This window comes from Flavobacterium sp. (assembly GCF_046153165.1).
In the GTDB taxonomy this organism is placed as follows: domain Bacteria; phylum Bacteroidota; class Bacteroidia; order Flavobacteriales; family Flavobacteriaceae; genus Flavobacterium.
On the sequence record NZ_JBJXEN010000094.1, the window covers coordinates 1 to 15198 of the forward strand.

Annotated in this window: 16 protein-coding genes and 1 pseudogene; 6 read left to right on the top strand and 11 right to left on the bottom strand. The window is 29.8% G+C overall.

Annotated features, from left to right (window positions below):
- Nucleotides 1-393 (top strand): annotated as a pseudogene (locus ACKVOV_RS10865) (AraC family transcriptional regulator); the annotation flags it as partial.
- Between the two features lie 7 nt (nucleotides 394-400).
- Here ACKVOV_RS10865 and ACKVOV_RS10870 read toward each other — a convergent pair.
- From ACKVOV_RS10870 to ACKVOV_RS10880, 3 genes are read right to left on the bottom strand one after another with little or no spacing between them, the layout of a single operon-like run.
- Nucleotides 401-1111, bottom strand: coding sequence for a ThiF family adenylyltransferase (locus ACKVOV_RS10870; RefSeq protein ID WP_409206781.1), 711 nt, complete (start codon nucleotides 1109-1111; stop codon nucleotides 401-403).
- Nucleotides 1112-1169: 58 nt separating this feature from the next.
- Nucleotides 1170-1814 carry a TatD family hydrolase gene (locus tag ACKVOV_RS10875; RefSeq protein WP_409206782.1) on the bottom strand — a complete coding sequence of 215 codons (645 nt, stop codon included), beginning with the start codon at nucleotides 1812-1814 and terminating at the stop codon, nucleotides 1170-1172.
- Complete coding sequence (locus ACKVOV_RS10880) at nucleotides 1814-2413, bottom strand: DUF1684 domain-containing protein (protein ID WP_409206783.1); 600 nt, start codon at nucleotides 2411-2413, stop codon at nucleotides 1814-1816. The genes ACKVOV_RS10875 and ACKVOV_RS10880 overlap by 1 nt, the downstream gene beginning before the upstream one ends.
- Before the next feature lie 85 nt (nucleotides 2414-2498).
- Between ACKVOV_RS10880 and ACKVOV_RS10885 the strand changes: the two genes are divergently transcribed.
- The 4 genes from ACKVOV_RS10885 to ACKVOV_RS10900 all read left to right on the top strand — a co-directional run bounded on the left by ACKVOV_RS10885 (nucleotide 2499) and on the right by ACKVOV_RS10900 (nucleotide 6831).
- Nucleotides 2499-3737 carry an MDR family MFS transporter gene (locus ACKVOV_RS10885; RefSeq protein ID WP_409206796.1) on the top strand — a complete coding sequence of 413 codons (1239 nt, stop codon included), beginning with the start codon at nucleotides 2499-2501 and terminating at the stop codon, nucleotides 3735-3737.
- Nucleotides 3738-3805: 68 nt separating this feature from the next.
- Nucleotides 3806-4714, top strand: coding sequence for a hypothetical protein (locus ACKVOV_RS10890; protein WP_409206784.1), 909 nt, complete (start codon nucleotides 3806-3808; stop codon nucleotides 4712-4714).
- 160 nt (nucleotides 4715-4874) lie between these two features.
- A complete protein-coding gene (locus tag ACKVOV_RS10895; protein ID WP_409206785.1) occupies nucleotides 4875-5234 on the top strand; it encodes a BlaI/MecI/CopY family transcriptional regulator in 360 nt (119 codons plus the stop codon).
- 4 nt (nucleotides 5235-5238) lie between these two features.
- On the top strand, nucleotides 5239-6831 hold the full coding sequence (locus ACKVOV_RS10900) for a M56 family metallopeptidase (RefSeq protein WP_409206786.1): 1593 nt from the start codon (nucleotides 5239-5241) through the stop codon (nucleotides 6829-6831).
- A gap of 84 nt (nucleotides 6832-6915) precedes the next feature.
- On the opposite strand, the gene ACKVOV_RS10905 is transcribed toward ACKVOV_RS10900, so the two are convergent.
- Entirely contained in the window at nucleotides 6916-8106 is a 1191-nt protein-coding gene (locus ACKVOV_RS10905) for a pyridoxal phosphate-dependent aminotransferase (RefSeq protein WP_409206787.1), read from the bottom strand.
- 126 nt (nucleotides 8107-8232) lie between these two features.
- Between ACKVOV_RS10905 and ACKVOV_RS10910 the strand changes: the two genes are divergently transcribed.
- Nucleotides 8233-9552, top strand: coding sequence for a PDZ domain-containing protein (locus ACKVOV_RS10910; protein ID WP_409206788.1), 1320 nt, complete (start codon nucleotides 8233-8235; stop codon nucleotides 9550-9552).
- 34 nt (nucleotides 9553-9586) lie between these two features.
- Here ACKVOV_RS10910 and ACKVOV_RS10915 read toward each other — a convergent pair whose 3' ends face one another.
- The 7 genes from ACKVOV_RS10915 to rsfS form a co-directional block, all read right to left on the bottom strand.
- Nucleotides 9587-10456 (bottom strand): superoxide dismutase, encoded by an 870-nt coding sequence (locus tag ACKVOV_RS10915; RefSeq protein ID WP_409206789.1) that lies wholly within the window; start codon nucleotides 10454-10456, stop codon nucleotides 9587-9589.
- Nucleotides 10457-10459: 3 nt separating this feature from the next.
- Nucleotides 10460-10729 (bottom strand): acyl-CoA-binding protein, encoded by a 270-nt coding sequence (locus ACKVOV_RS10920; RefSeq protein WP_409206790.1) that lies wholly within the window; start codon nucleotides 10727-10729, stop codon nucleotides 10460-10462.
- Nucleotides 10729-11379, bottom strand: a complete 651-nt coding sequence (locus ACKVOV_RS10925) for a phosphatidylserine decarboxylase family protein (protein ID WP_409206791.1) — start codon at nucleotides 11377-11379, stop codon at nucleotides 10729-10731. Before ACKVOV_RS10925 ends, ACKVOV_RS10920 begins: the two co-directional genes overlap by 1 nt.
- Nucleotides 11369-12175, bottom strand: a complete 807-nt coding sequence (locus ACKVOV_RS10930) for a phosphatidate cytidylyltransferase (protein ID WP_409206792.1) — start codon at nucleotides 12173-12175, stop codon at nucleotides 11369-11371. Before ACKVOV_RS10930 ends, ACKVOV_RS10925 begins: the two co-directional genes overlap by 11 nt.
- A gap of 1 nt (nucleotide 12176) precedes the next feature.
- A complete protein-coding gene (locus tag ACKVOV_RS10935) occupies nucleotides 12177-12782 on the bottom strand; it encodes an LUD domain-containing protein (RefSeq protein ID WP_409206793.1) in 606 nt (201 codons plus the stop codon).
- A 108-nt stretch (nucleotides 12783-12890) separates the two neighbouring features.
- Nucleotides 12891-14822, bottom strand: coding sequence for an ATP-dependent zinc metalloprotease FtsH (gene ftsH, locus ACKVOV_RS10940; protein ID WP_409206794.1), 1932 nt, complete (start codon nucleotides 14820-14822; stop codon nucleotides 12891-12893).
- Between the two features lie 11 nt (nucleotides 14823-14833).
- On the bottom strand, nucleotides 14834-15198 hold a 365-nt coding region (gene rsfS / locus ACKVOV_RS10945; RefSeq protein ID WP_409206795.1), incomplete at its 5' end, for a ribosome silencing factor.

A 15198-nucleotide genomic window follows, 5' to 3' on the forward strand; every position in this document is an offset into this window, starting at 1 on the left:
ATAGATAGTTTGGCGAATAAAATAACTTTCTCTGTTGCAATTCCGACTAAACAGAAGGTTTTCACCTCGACCGAAAGCGATATTTATACAGGACAAACTAATCCTTTCCAGGCAGTAAAAGCAACGCTTACAGGAAATTATAACCACAAGAAAGAAGCTTTAGATCAGCTATCTGAATTTATGTTTAAAAATAAATTAGAGAGAAGTGACCGTAATAAAGTTGTCGAAATTATTCCTATAAATAGCTTAACCGAAAAATCGGCAGCGAAATGGGTAACCGAAATTTATATTCCCGTACGACCTAAAAAGGCTATAATAAGCGTAAAATCTGTAAAAAAAGATACGCTAAATACCATTACTGAAAATAAAGTTAAGAGTTCTACGAATCCGTAACAAATGTTTACTTCAACAAATACCTAATCACCGTTTCCGCAGCATGTAATCCAAAAAGTCCTGGCATATAACTGTTTGTCCCGTAAAATGATTTTTTGTAATTAGATCCATCTGTCATTTTCAGACTAGTTTCATCTTGTATTTCTGATGAAGAAACTACTTTTAGTTTGTCAATTTTTACGGCTTTTAATCTTTTTCTGATGGTTTTTGCTAACATACAGTTTGTAGCCTGAGTAATACAAGAAACTTTTACTTTAGCAGCTTCCATCTTTCCGCCAGCTCCCATACTTGAAATTATTTTTACTCTTTTTCTTTTAGCTGCAATAATCAAATTTAGTTTTGGCGTCACACTATCTATGCAATCTAGAACATAATCGAACTCCTCAGAAACAATTTCGAAAGCTCTTTCTGGCGAAAGAAATTCTTGAACTCTAGTCAGTTTTAATTCCGGATTTATATCCATCAATCTATCACCAACAACCGTTATTTTAGGTTGCCCAACAGTAGAATGCAAGGCTGGCAACTGACGATTTATGTTTGTAATATCCACCACATCACCATCTACAATTGTCATTTTTCCTATTCCAGCACGTACTAGGAATTCGGCAGCAAATGAACCTACGCCTCCTAATCCTACTACCAAGATATTTGCATTTTGTAATTTATTTAAACCTTCTTTTTTGAATAAAAGTTCTGCTCTTTCTGTCCACTCTGCCATAATATGTTTATTCGATTATTTACTTCGTCAGTTAGCTAACGCTCGTGTGTTTTTTCGGTTATTTGAAAACAGATTGAAAATTAGTTGCAACTATTTCCAGTAATTCTGAAACCTTTATATTTTTATATTTTGCTGCTAATTGGTATACTTCTTCTAACGTTTCCTCGATTGTATCTGTTTCTAAAAAAAATCTATCGTTAAGAACAAATTTAAAAACGGATTCCAATTCTGGATTTCGTAATAAATATTTTCCAAACGAAAGATAAAATCCGTTGTCTAAAAGTGATTTTGCTACTTGTTCATTTTTAGAAAATCCATGAATAATCATAGGAACTTCAACTTCTAATCTTTTTTTTATTTCAATAATTTCCTGATAAGCTGAAACGCAATGCAAAATTACAGGTTTTTTATATTTTATAGCTAATGACAATTGTTTTTCGAAAACTTGCGTTTGAATACCCATCGAAATTTCGATTCGTTTGTCTAATCCGCATTCGCCAAGAGCGAGACAATTTTTCAATTGTAATTTCTCTTCAATAATTTTCAAATCGGCTTCTAGCCTACTTTCGTTAATATACCAAGGATGAATTCCTATAGAATAAAATGGAATAGTCGAATCAAATTCTTGTGGATATTGATTGACAATTTCCAATACATTTGGGTTGTTAGAAAATTTATGTGTATGTAAATTGATGTATTGCATTAGTCATGAAACTTTTTTACACCGGCCAAAATTTCAATTTGTAAGTCATTTTCCAAAGGAACAATTGGGCAAGAGTATTTGTGATTGTAAGCACAATAAGGATTGTAAGCTTTATTAAAATCGATAATTACCGTTTCCGATTTAGGAAAATACATGTCGATATATCTTCCACCAAGATAACTTTCCTTACCACAAGTTAAATCTGAAAAAGGTAAGAATAAATGATCTTCATATCCTTCTTTTTTAGATAAATCGATATTTTGATAGACATTTAGTTTAAACTTTTTGCCATCAATCACAAAAGATAATTCTCCATATTTTTTATATTTAGGAAGTCTGGTGGTCGATGTTTTCATTCCGAAAACTTTCTCTTTTTTAGTTCTTAGAAAGGTGGCTTCAATAATGAATTTTTCATTTATTGGATAAAAATCTAATGCTTTAAAAACCTTAAAATCTTCTTCTGTAAGAGGGCTATCTTTTTTATCGGCATACTCTTCATTCAAATTATTCTGGAATTCTTGAGAAGTTTCTATCTTCTTATCTTGGGCAAAAGAAATTGCAAAAAATAGAATGAGAAGTGATGACAAATATTTTTTCATTAGAATAATTTTATGCAAAAATAGTTTAAAAGTTGCAAAGCTACAAAGTTGCAATTTTGTAACTTTGAAAATTATACTTCAATTTATGTTTCAAACCGTTTTTAGCCGCTACATTAATAACTTCAAAGGATTTTCGAGAGAGATTTGGATCTTAACTCTAATGACATTTATTAATCGTGCAGGAACAATGGTTTTGCCTTTTTTATCTAAATATCTGAAAGAAGATTTGCATTTTTCTTATAGTCAAGTGGGCTGGATAATGGTTTTCTTCGGTACTGGGTCTATGTTAGGCTCATGGCTTGGCGGTAAACTTTCAGACAAAATTGGTTTTTATAAAATCATGATTTTTAGTTTATTTACAAGCGGAATCGCCTTTTTTGTATTACAATATATTACCAGTTTTGTAGGGCTTTGTATAAGTATGTTTGTCATTATGACTATTGCCGATATGTTTCGTCCCGCCATGTTTGTCTCTCTTGGTGCTTATGCAAAACCAGAAAATAGAACCAGAGCACTAACTTTAGTAAGGCTCGCCATCAACTTAGGGTTTGCCGCTGGGCCAGCAATGGGAGGATTAATCATTATGAACATAGGTTACAAAGGATTATTTTGGGTAGATGGTGCAACTTGTATTTTAGCTATTTTAATCTTCTGGTTAATGGTAAAAGAAAAGAAAAAGTCACCTTATTTAGATAAAGAACATCCTGGAGAAGTATTAACACATTCCGTTTTTAAAGATAAACCTTTTTGGGTATTTCTAACAGCTTGTACAATCTCAGGAATATTATTTTTTCAATTATTTACTACAATTCCTTTGTATCACAAAGAACAATTTAACTTGACTGAGTTTCAAACTGGATTATTATTAATGATGAATGGTCTGATTATCTTCTTTATGGAAATGCCATTAGTAAGTTACATAGAAAGAAAAAAAATGAACAAGGTAAAAATTGTAACTTTTGGTCTTATTGCTATGTCTATTAGTTTGTTTTTAATGTTAATAAACACTTGGTCAGGAATTCTAATTGTTATGATGTTGTTTATGACTTTTGGCGAAATGTTTGTTTTTCCGTTCTCTAACTCCTTTGCGATGAGTAGAGCTCCAAAAGGTCATGAAGGAAGATACATGGCTATTTTTACCATGAGTTATAGTTTGGCGCACATACTTAGTGCAAAAATTGGTATGGAAATCATTTCAGATTTTGGTTATCAAGCCAATTGGTTGTTTATGGGAATTATTGGTGTAATTAGTGTGTTTTTAGGCATCTGGGTTTATCGATTAGTGCAAATTGAAAGTAATAATTTATCGAAACTTAAAAAATAGTTAATTAACAAATTTTAAACTTTTTACATTTAAAAATTCATATAAATTTGTTTTATATAAATTTAAAAATGAAAGAAATGAGAACGTTTGTAAGTTTTTTAATGTTTGTTTTTGTATTTCCAGCGAATATATTTGCTCAGAATAATCAGGATAAAATTAGCAAAAACAATTCAGTTGTGATGACTTGGAATAAAAACACTCCTGAACAAGAAATGAAGGATGATATTAATTCTTTGAAGTCAAATAATGGTATTACTATTAAATATTCTAACCTGAAACGAAATTCTAAATCGGAAATTGTAAGTATCAAAATTGAATATACTGACAATGAAGGAAATTCTGGTTCACAAGAATACAACAACAAAAATGCAATTCCAGAAATAAAATTTTACAAAAATAATGACGAAATTGGTTTTGGTGATTTAAAATCGAACAATAATTTTGCGTTAGGAAATTTAGATTTTAATGATTTACAAAAACAATTCTCTAATAGAATCAAAATTGATACTTTGGGAAGTAACGAATTTTTCAAGTTTAATTTAGAAGATAATGGTCAGCCTAATATTAAAAAATCGAAAATTATTATTCAAAAAAATGGTCGGAAACCACTCGTAATTGAAGATGGAAAAGTAATTGAAGGCGCAAACGATTATTCGAAGGAAGAGATTGAAAAAATGAAAAATGAAAATAAATTAAATTCTAATACTGAAAATTTTAGTTTCAATCTAAACGAAGATGACTTTGATGTAAAGAATTTGAAGCAAGAAATAGAAAAAATGCAGAATCAGATTCAAAAAATGATGCCAAATACATTAGAAGATAAAATAATTGAAAAACCTTCAAAATCTAAAAAAGAAGATTTATCTAAAGAATTAAAAGACGCAAAAGAAGAAATGATTAAGGCAAAAAAAGATATGGAAGAAGCAAAAAAAGAATTACAAAAAGCTAAATCCGAAATAAAAACACAGAGAGTTTAAAATTTATAAAATCTTACTCTATAAAGTATTTACAAAAACAGCCTATTATGGCTGTTTTTTTAATTAAAAAAACAGCCAACTTAAAAAATAGTTAAATAACTATAAAAATAGTTGTGTAACTAAAATACTAGTTGTATGTTTGCTCTATAATATTTTAAATATGCAAAAATTAACCAATAAAGAAGAAGAAGTAATGCAGATTTTGTGGAAGCTAAAAAAAGCTTTTGTAAAGGAAGTTTTAGCAGAAATCACAGAAGAAAAGCCTCATTACAACACACTTTCAACCATTATAAGAAATTTGGAAGAAAAAGGATTTGTATCCTATAATGCTTATGGAAATACGCATCAATATTTTCCAATTATAAGTATTGAAGATTATAGAAAGCGTTTTATGAATACTGCAATAGATAATTATTTTAATAGTTCATATAAAAATATGGTTTCATTTTTTGCAGAAGAAAACAAAATATCTGCCGACGAATTACGTGAAATATTAGCTATTATCGAACAAAAAAAATAATGCTATGGATGCTATTTTTATTTACTTCTTAAAAGCAAATCTATTAATTGCTGTTTTTTATTTAACCTATTATTTTTTGGTTCAAAAAGAAACATTCTTTAATAGTAATCGATGGTTTTTATTATTTGGATTGTTTGCATCTGTTTCAATTCCGTTATTTTTTATAAAAAAAATAGTACTTATAGAAGCTCCTAAATTAGTTGTAAATAATTTATCATCAATAACAAACACTCGTATTAATTCTGTGGTTGATGAACCAACAATAGATTGGTACAATGTATTTTCAATAATTTATCTTATAATTTCAATCTTTTTGATACTAAAAATAGTATCTGAACTAGTTTCATTTTTCAAATTAATAAAAAATAAAGAAATCACTGTAAGCAACCCATTTGCGATGGTTGATATTAATGAAAATATAAATCCATTTTCATTTTTTAAGTACATTGTTTTCAATTCGACAAAGTACACTAATTCCGAGCTAGAGAATATCTTAAATCATGAAAAAGTACATAGTAAAGAGAAACATTCGATAGATGTTTTAATTGCAAAAATCTATTGTACCCTTTTTTGGTTAAATCCATTTGTTTGGTTGTACAAAAAAGCTATAACTCAAAACCTAGAATATATTGCTGATCAAAAGGCAATACAAAATATTGAAGATAAAAAAGCGTATCAAATGACGCTTTTAAAGGCAGTTACTGATCACAACTGCTTGTCGATTACCAACTCATTTTATCAATCATTAATCAAAAAACGAATTGTTATGTTAAACAAAAATCAATCACAAAAAAGAAATTTATGGAAGTACACTTTGATTCTTCCAGTTTTAATTGCCTTTGTAATGCTATTTCAAATTAAAGTTATTGCACAAGAAAAAGTATCGCATCATGAAGGTAGTGCATCAATTTCATCAGACACAAAACAAGTCTCAGAAATGACTTGGACAAAAGACACTCCAGATGATGAAATTAAAAATGACGTTAAGTCGATGAAAAAAATGGGAATTGAAGTCAATTATTCTGATATTAAAAGAAATTCTAAAGGTGAAATTACTACCATTAAAATTGCGTTCAAAGATAAAAGTGGCAAAACTGGGAATTTGCAGTATTCTGGTGATACACCAATTAAACCAATTATCTTACGCAAAGAAACTGATGCAAATAACAATACTAAAGTTAGTTTAGGTGAATTATCTGAACTGGATAATTTAAATCAAGAATTACCAATTCCGCCAACTCCTCCTACTCCGCCAGTTACAAATTTGGACAATATGCCTAAACCGCCAACTCCTCCAAATTTTCCACCTGCACCAACTGCTAGATTTCCAAAGAACCTAAATGATGAAAAAGCAATCAGAAAATATGAAGACGAAATGGATAAATATGCAAAGGCTTGGGAAAGTACCGAAATAAAAAAGTACGAAATTGCTATGGAAGCTTACGAAAAAGAAATGGAAGCATATGAACCTGACATGAGTGCCTTTGAAAAAGAAATGGAAATTTTTGAATCTAAAATGGAAAAATATAGCGAAGAAATGGAAGCTTATCAAGAAAAAATTCAAGAGTCATCTAGAAGAACAGATATAAAAGATTAAATTTTAAAAAAAGCAATAATAAAAAAAACGACTATTAGGTCGTTTTTTTTATTATTTCTTTTTTTAAAATCCACAAAAATTTGTCTAATTTTTATAAACTTTTAGTGCTTCTCCTAAAATTTGAACCGATTTGATTAAATCCTCTTTTTTAAGCACATAAGCGATACGAACTTCGTTTTTGCCAACATTTTGAGAGGAATAAAAACCTGCCGCAGGAGCAACCATAACAGTCTCTTTATTGTAATTATAGCTTTCTAATAACCATTGAGCAAAATGATCTGCATCATTTACAGGAAGCTGTGCAATACAATAAAACGCTCCTTTTGGAGTAGCTACTTTTACTCCTGGAATTTTATCTAGTTCTGCAATAAGCGTATCTCGACGCTCTTTATATTCGGTAATTACTTCATCGAAATAACTTTGCGGTGTGTCTAAAGCTGCTTCACTGGCAATTTGCTCGTATGTAGGTGGGCTTAAACGTGCTTGTGCAAATTTCATAGCTGTTGCCATAACCGATTTATTTTTTGAAACAATACAACCTATACGTGCACCACACATACTGTAACGTTTCGACACTGAGTCAATCATAATTGCATTCTCTTCTATTCCAGCAATATTCATGATGGAATAATGTTTATATCCGTCATAAGTAAACTCACGATATACTTCATCTGCAATCAAGAATAGATCATGCTTTTTAACCAAAGCAGCTAATTGTTGAATTTCAGTTTCTGAATACAAATAACCTGTAGGATTCCCTGGATTACAAATAAGTATAGCTTTAGTTTTTGGTGTAATTAATTTTTCGAATTCTGATATAGGAGGTAAAGCAAAACCAGTATCTATTGTCGAAATTACTGGAACTACTTTTACTCCAGATGCAGTTGCAAATCCATTGTAATTTGCGTAAAAAGGCTCAGGAATAATAATTTCTTCACCAGCATCTATCGTACTTCCCATTGCAAAAAGTAAAGCTTCAGATCCACCTGTTGTAATAATAATATCTTCTTTATTAATAGGTAACCCTATTTTTTGATAGCTTAAAGCTAATTTTGTTCTATAGCTATCAAATCCAGCAGAATGACTGTATTCCAAGATCTTAATATCAGCATTTTTTACTGCATTTAGTGCTACTTCAGGTGTTTTAATATCGGGCTGACCAATGTTTAAATGATATACTTTATTTCCATTTTTCTTAGCAATTTCCGAATAAGGAACTAATTTTCTTATTGGAGATTCTGGCATCTGTTGCCCTTTGTTTGATATTTTTGGCATGATAATATATTTTAAATGCAAATTTGCAATTTTTTATTAAATAATTTCCTCAAAAATGATTCAAAATTATTAAATCTGTTTTTTAAAACAATTTAATTAGTAACTTTATAAAAAACATCATTCTTAATGAAGAGATTATACTTACTAAAATTTATATTATTTACTTTTTTATCTTCTTATTCTCAAGAAGGATTTCAATATACATCTAATACAAAAAAAATAAAAGTCCCATTTCAGCTAAATAATAATTTAATAATAATTCCTGTTCAGGTAAATGGGGTTAATCTTAATTTTTTACTTGATACTGGTGTAGAAAAAACGGTATTATTTAGTTTAGAAGATACTGATTCATTGCAATTTAACCATATAGAAAAAATAAAAATAAGAGGTTTAGGTAGCGGGATCCCTATTGATGCTTTACATTCTAAAAAAAATAAAATAGTGATAAATGATTTTGTAGATAATGATCACGAAATATACATCATTTTAGATCAAGAAATTAATTTTTCATCACAATTAGGAATTCCAGTACATGGTATTATTGGTTACGAATTTTTTAAAAATTATTTTATAGAAATAAATTATAATCGAAGATATTTGAATATTTATAGAAGTAATCAGGATTTTTCCTTGAAAAAATTAAAACATTACAATGAAATTCCTATTTCTCTAGAAATAGAAAAACCATACATTGAAGCTCTTGTAAATCTAAACTCTAAAGAAATTAAAACCAAGTTACTTGTAGATACAGGAGGTAGTGATGCTTTATGGTTATTTGAAAATAAAAAAAGCATACAATCTCCTGAAAAATATTTCAAAGATTTTCTTGGACGCGGTTTTAGTGGTAACATATATGGTAAAAAATCTAGAATCGAGGAATTCAAAATTGGAAACTATAAATTACCTTACCCAACAATTTCTTTTCCAGACACATTGTCTATACAAAATGTGGAAATGGTAGAAGGTCGAAATGGTTCTATAGGCGGAGAAATTCTTAAAAGATTTGATGTCATTTTTGATTATAAAAATAAAAAGATTTATCTCAAAAAAAATTCAGACTTTGAAGACCCTTTTAATTATAATATGAGTGGATTAGAGATTCAACACAATGGATTACAATGGATAAAAGAGGAAATTGAATTAAAAACAAATTTAGTTGCCAACGAGATTAATGTTATTCAAGGAGAAAAAACCAATGTAAAATATAATTTTTTACTTAAACCTATATATGAAATTACAAATGTTAGGGAAGATTCTCCAGGCGAGAAAGCTGGACTAAAAAAAGGAGATCTTATTAACAAAATTAATGGAATTTATGCTTTTAAATATAAATTACAACAAATAACTCAATTATTACAATCTGAAGAAGGGAAAACTATTACTATGGAAGTAGATCGAAAAGGAAAAATTATAAAAGTTGCATTTGAACTTAAAAAAATATTATAAAAAGATTGAAAAATTTAATTTAGTAATATTTAATTTATTTAAACTCCTCAGGTACTGATGAAGTTTGTTTTTTTTCAGCAGGAATAACAGTCGTTTCATTTACCACGTTATTTGTACTCGTTGAAACAGCAACTTTAGGAAAAGCATCATATTTTTTTAATACTTCACTCCAGTTTATAACACTAAAAAAAGTATTTACATAATCCCGCTTTCTATTCTGAAATTTTAAATAATAAGCATGTTCCCACATATCTAAATTTAGAATTGGAATGCCTGAAAAACCTAGATTTTTCATCAGAGGATTATCATTATTTGGTGTAGTTACTATTCGTAATTTTCCTGTTTTGTCAGAAACTAACCAAGTCCAACCCGATCCAAATAATTTGAGTGAAGCTTCTGTAAACTGAGATCTAAAAGCATCAAAAGAACCAAAATCTCTAGTAATGGACTCCATTAAATTTCCATCTGGTTCTCCTCCCCCATTGGCAGACATATTTTCCCAAAAAAAGTTATGATTGTAAAAACCTCCTGCGTTATTTCGAATCTCGGTATCAGCTAAATTTAAGTTTTTAAATACATCATTCAATTTTAAGAATTCATATTTTGTACCTATTACCGCTTTGTTTAGGTTATTCACATATCCTAAATGGTGTTTAGAGTAATGTATTTCAATTGTTGTAGCATCAAAATTTGGCTCAAGTGCTTTATAAACATATGGTAATTCATACATTTTAAAAGCACCTTCAATAGCTTTTACATCGGTTGCTTTACTAGATCCTCCTTTTACTTTTACAACTTCAATAGGAGTTGCAGGAACATCTACTTGCTCGACCAATGTGTTTTTTTTACATGAAACTACAGTTGTTAATGCCAATGTGATAACGAATAACTGATGAGATTTCATATACTATTTATTTGAGATTTTATTTATAATATCGATATAACATTCCTTTGCCTCTTCAGCAGAAATGTGGCTTATTTGTAACCATGCATTATTTTTAAAAGCATCTCTAACATCTAGATTTGAATAATTTACACTTCCTAAAGAACCAAAAGTTGCTTGTTTATAATAGGCATAACATCTCAACTGTACATCTTGTGGCAACGATGCTTGAGGAATCGTTAGCGCAAGTTGTATAGCTTCTTGAAATCGTGTATCTAAATCTTTTTCAGACATTAACTTAAAGCTATAATCGTTTTATTCCCTATTGCTACTTCGTTTAGCTTCACATTTACTTTTGTTCCTAGAGGCAAAAATAAATCTACTCGTGAACCAAATTTTATAAATCCAGCATCGGTACCTTGAACTACTTGAGTTCCTTCTTCTGCATAATTAACAATTCTTTTTGCAAGTGCTCCTGCAATTTGTCTATATAAAATTTCTCCAAAAACTTTATTTTCAATAACTACAGTTGTACGTTCATTTTCGGTGCTGGCTTTTGGATGCCAAGCCACTAGAAATTTCCCTGGGTGATATTTGCTATATTTAACTAGTCCTGATACAGCATATCTTGTAACATGAACATTTATTGGAGACATAAATATAGAAACCTGCAAGCGTTTGTCTTTGAAATATTCTGGTTCGAAAACTTCTTCTATAACAACTACTTTACCATCTACAGGTGCAACAATTTGATTATCATTGGCAATAATATCTCGGTTTGGATTTCTGAAAAACTGCAATATTATAATATAAAAAAATAAAGCCAAAAGCTGAATTCCTAATCTAAGCCAAGATAAATTAATAAATTCTCCTGCTGATAAAATCGTTACAACAAATAATAATGTTGCTATTAAAATAATTTTTGAACCTTCTTTATGAAACATATACTATAATTTTATAAAATAAAAATAAAAATGGAGCCACAAATATAATACTATCCAATCGATCTAACATACCGCCATGACCAGGCATTATATTCCCGCTATCTTTTACATTGGCTATTCGTTTAAATTTGGATTCGATCAAATCTCCAATTGTACCAAAAACACTAACTATTATCGCAGTTACTATCCAAAAATACATCGGTCTTAAAAAAGAATAATTTGCTATTATAACTGCTGTAATTATTGCAAAAACTAAACCCCCAACAAATCCTTCTATTGTTTTTTTAGGAGAGATGGATTCAAATAATTTATTTTTTCCAATAGACTTTCCTACAATATAAGCGAAAGTATCATTTGTCCAAATGAGTATAAAGATACATATTATTAACATTGGTTCAAAACTACCATCAAAAATTGAGATTTTCACAATAAAAATAAAAGGCAAAATAATATATCCTATTAAATTCACCCATTTGCCTTGAGTATCCATTAACATATTTTTTCCTTTGAATAACCAAAATAGTAATCTGATTGAAACAAATATTGAAGCAATAATTAGTCCTAAATCGGTGAATTTATTTTCTGGTAAAAAGCAACCAAAAATAAAATACAATAATGCAGAGACGATTAGTGCTGGTGTTTTGGGCAAAAGTATCAAATTACAAAATTCACGAACAGTTTGCAACATAAATATCCCAAAAAGCAACAAAAAGGACTCTCTAGAAAAAAGAGTTGCAAAGACTAGTACTAATATATAAACCAATCCAGACAATGAACGTGTTACGTTTTCATTCATTTTACAAATCTTCTAAAAGCAATAAATATAAATTTTTTGGAGAGCTTCCGTAGTGCAAGAAGTCTTCTTCTTTTACTTTTTCAAAATACTTAAAAGTGGTAATATTCGTAGGATAATCTGTAGTATAACGTTTTTTTATTTCTCTCAAACCATCACTCTTATTTAGTATAATTTGACTTGTAGTAGCTACTAAAATTATATTATCAGGTAAATCGTTTGGTTTATTTTGTTTAATTTGATTTGATGAAAACAATATCGAACCCTCGTCTGCAATTAGGTTCTCGCAACTGGCTAAGAAAAATCTAGGGCTTTGTGGCTTATCAAATGAGATTTTATTATCCTCTAGCATTTTAAACAATCTTGACTCTAAACACATTGCTTCAGATTCAAACCAGTCATTCTCTTCTAAAATATTTTCAAATTGTTCATTTAGCTCGACCGTATTTTCACAATACAAAAACTTACCTCCATTTTTTTTGAAATTATGAGTAAATTGCTCGTCTACAGGAATTTGAGAATGAAAATCCTGAAATGGATTAAAATCATTTTCATTAATATCGTTTGTTGTTTCGCTACCAGAACCAAATATTTTTCTAAAAAGACTCATATACTTAAAAAAAATGCAAGTTTTTACTTAATTGCTATCAAAGATAAAAAAATCTCAATCTAATTGTCTAATTAGATTGAGATTTTTAAGTATGTTATTAACGAAGTTTTAAACAATTTCAGGTTTCACTTCAGCAAAAACTTCTTTATCGAATGGTCTTTTTCCAAAAATAGTTTCTAAATCATCTTTAAAAATAACTTCTTTTTCGATAAGAATATCAGCTAATTGATTTAGTTTATCTTTATTCTCTTCTAACAATTTTATAGCTCTTTGATATTGTTCTTCAATCATTAATGATATTTCCTTATCAATAATTCTAGCTGTTTCTTCTGAATATGGTTTAGAAAAATTATAATCAGATTGTCCTGACGAATCGTAATAAGTTATGTTACCAAGCTTATCATTTAATCCGTAAACTGTAACCATAGCTCTAGCTTGTTTAGTTACTTTTTCTAAATCACTTAATGCTCCTGTCGAAATATTGTTAAAAATAACTTTCTCTGCAGCTCTTCCTCCCATGGTAGCACACATTTCGTCTAGCATTTGATTAGGACGCACAATTTGTCTTTCTTCTGGCAAATACCAAGCTGCACCCAAACTTTGACCACGAGGAACAATAGTAACTTTTATAAGTGGTGCTGCGTGTTCTAACATCCAACTTACTGTGGCATGACCAGCTTCATGAATTGCAATTGCTTTCTTTTCTTCTGGTGTTATAATTTTATTTTTCTTTTCTAGTCCTCCTACGATTCTGTCGACAGCATCAAGGAAATCTTGTTTATCGACAGCTGTTTTATTGTAACGTGCCGCTATAAGTGCCGCTTCATTACAAACATTTGCAATATCTGCTCCTGAAAAACCAGGTGTTTGTTTTGCTAGAAAATCTAAATCAAGACCTTCTACTTTTTTAAGTGGTGCAAGATGCACAGCAAAAATTTCTGCACGCTCACGAACATCTGGCAAATCAACATAGATTTGACGATCGAAACGACCTGCACGCATTAAGGCTTTATCTAAAACATCGGCTCTATTTGTTGCTGCAATTACGATTACGTTCGAATTTGTTCCAAAACCATCCATTTCTGTCAATAACTGATTTAGCGTATTTTCGCGTTCATCATTTCCACCAGACATGTTTCCTTTTCCACGAGCACGTCCCACAGCATCAATCTCATCTATAAAAATAATAGCTGGTGATTTATCTTTAGCTTGTTTAAACAAATCACGAACACGTGAAGCTCCAACTCCTACGAACATTTCAACAAAATCAGATCCAGATAATGAGAAAAACGGAACTTGAGCTTCTCCTGCAACAGCTTTAGCTAATAATGTTTTTCCAGTTCCTGGAGGCCCTACAAGTAAAGCTCCTTTTGGGATTTTACCTCCTAAATCGGTATATTTTGTTGGATTTTTAAGAAACTCAACTATTTCTTGTATTTCTTCTTTTGCTCCTTCTAATCCAGCTACGTCTTTGAAAGTCGTTTTAATATCTGTTTTCTCGTCAAAAAGTTTTGCTTTAGATTTTCCGATACTAAATATCTGACCTCCGCCACCAGAACCACCACCTGACATGCGTCTCATCATGTAAATCCAGAAGCCTATTAACAAAATAATTGGTAGAAACCCTACTAAATCTGTCCATTCACTTGATGTTTTGTACTCAAATGAATTTAGTTTATGCGCTTTTTGGGCTTCATCTAATTTTGTTTGAAAATTTTCAGAATTATTAGCAATTTGAAAAGTATAATGTGGTCCTAAATTCGGTTTTCTTAACAAATCAACTTTAGGTATTTTTGAATGTGCTTTTTGTGATAAAGCTTCTTTTTTCAAATAAACCTCAACTGTTTTGTCATTTATAATTTCTACTTTTTCTACTTGATTTGCATTTAGATACTCATAGAATTTAGAAACTGAAGTTTTTGTAGGTTCAACCCAACGAGATTGACCAGAAAACCACATTGTTATAAAAATAGCTGTAATAACACCGTAAATCCACCACGGATTAAACTTGAAATTATTCTTTTTTATCTCTTTAGACATAACTACCTTATTTAATATTTGTTTTCAATAGTTGTGATTTTTGCATCACCCCAAAGACTCTCAATGTTATAATATTCACGAATGTGTTTTTGGAAAACGTGTACTACAATGTGAACATAATCCATCAGAACCCAATCCGCAACATCTGATCCTTCTACGTGCCAAGGCTTGTCTTTTAGCTCTTTCGAAACTACTTTTTGTACAGAGTTTACAATTGCATTTACTTGTGTATTCGAATTTCCGTTACATATTACAAAATAATCACAAACTGTATTTTCTAATGCTCTTAAATCAAGAATTGTTATGTCGTTACCTTTTACTTCTTCTATTCCCTTGATAATGTTTGCTAACAAAACATCATTATTAATTTCTTTTT

Excerpts from the sequence above, each read along its gene's own strand:
- ACKVOV_RS10870 (WP_409206781.1), bottom strand. The coding sequence starts at position 1,111 with ATGGCAGAGTGGACAGAAAGAGCAGAACTTTTATTCAAAAAAGAAGGT.
- ACKVOV_RS10875 (WP_409206782.1), bottom strand. The coding sequence starts at position 1,814 with ATGCAATACATCAATTTACATACACATAAATTTTCTAACAACCCAAAT.
- ACKVOV_RS10880 (WP_409206783.1), bottom strand. The coding sequence starts at position 2,413 with ATGAAAAAATATTTGTCATCACTTCTCATTCTATTTTTTGCAATTTCT.
- ACKVOV_RS10885 (WP_409206796.1), top strand. The coding sequence starts at position 2,499 with ATGTTTCAAACCGTTTTTAGCCGCTACATTAATAACTTCAAAGGATTT.
- ACKVOV_RS10890 (WP_409206784.1), top strand. The coding sequence starts at position 3,806 with ATGAAAGAAATGAGAACGTTTGTAAGTTTTTTAATGTTTGTTTTTGTA.
- ACKVOV_RS10895 (WP_409206785.1), top strand. The coding sequence starts at position 4,875 with ATGCAAAAATTAACCAATAAAGAAGAAGAAGTAATGCAGATTTTGTGG.
- ACKVOV_RS10900 (WP_409206786.1), top strand. The coding sequence starts at position 5,239 with ATGGATGCTATTTTTATTTACTTCTTAAAAGCAAATCTATTAATTGCT.
- ACKVOV_RS10905 (WP_409206787.1), bottom strand. The coding sequence starts at position 8,106 with ATGCCAAAAATATCAAACAAAGGGCAACAGATGCCAGAATCTCCAATA.
- ACKVOV_RS10910 (WP_409206788.1), top strand. The coding sequence starts at position 8,233 with ATGAAGAGATTATACTTACTAAAATTTATATTATTTACTTTTTTATCT.
- ACKVOV_RS10915 (WP_409206789.1), bottom strand. The coding sequence starts at position 10,456 with ATGAAATCTCATCAGTTATTCGTTATCACATTGGCATTAACAACTGTA.
- ACKVOV_RS10920 (WP_409206790.1), bottom strand. The coding sequence starts at position 10,729 with ATGTCTGAAAAAGATTTAGATACACGATTTCAAGAAGCTATACAACTT.
- ACKVOV_RS10925 (WP_409206791.1), bottom strand. The coding sequence starts at position 11,379 with ATGTTTCATAAAGAAGGTTCAAAAATTATTTTAATAGCAACATTATTA.
- ACKVOV_RS10930 (WP_409206792.1), bottom strand. The coding sequence starts at position 12,175 with ATGAATGAAAACGTAACACGTTCATTGTCTGGATTGGTTTATATATTA.
- ACKVOV_RS10935 (WP_409206793.1), bottom strand. The coding sequence starts at position 12,782 with ATGAGTCTTTTTAGAAAAATATTTGGTTCTGGTAGCGAAACAACAAAC.
- ftsH (WP_409206794.1), bottom strand. The coding sequence starts at position 14,822 with ATGTCTAAAGAGATAAAAAAGAATAATTTCAAGTTTAATCCGTGGTGG.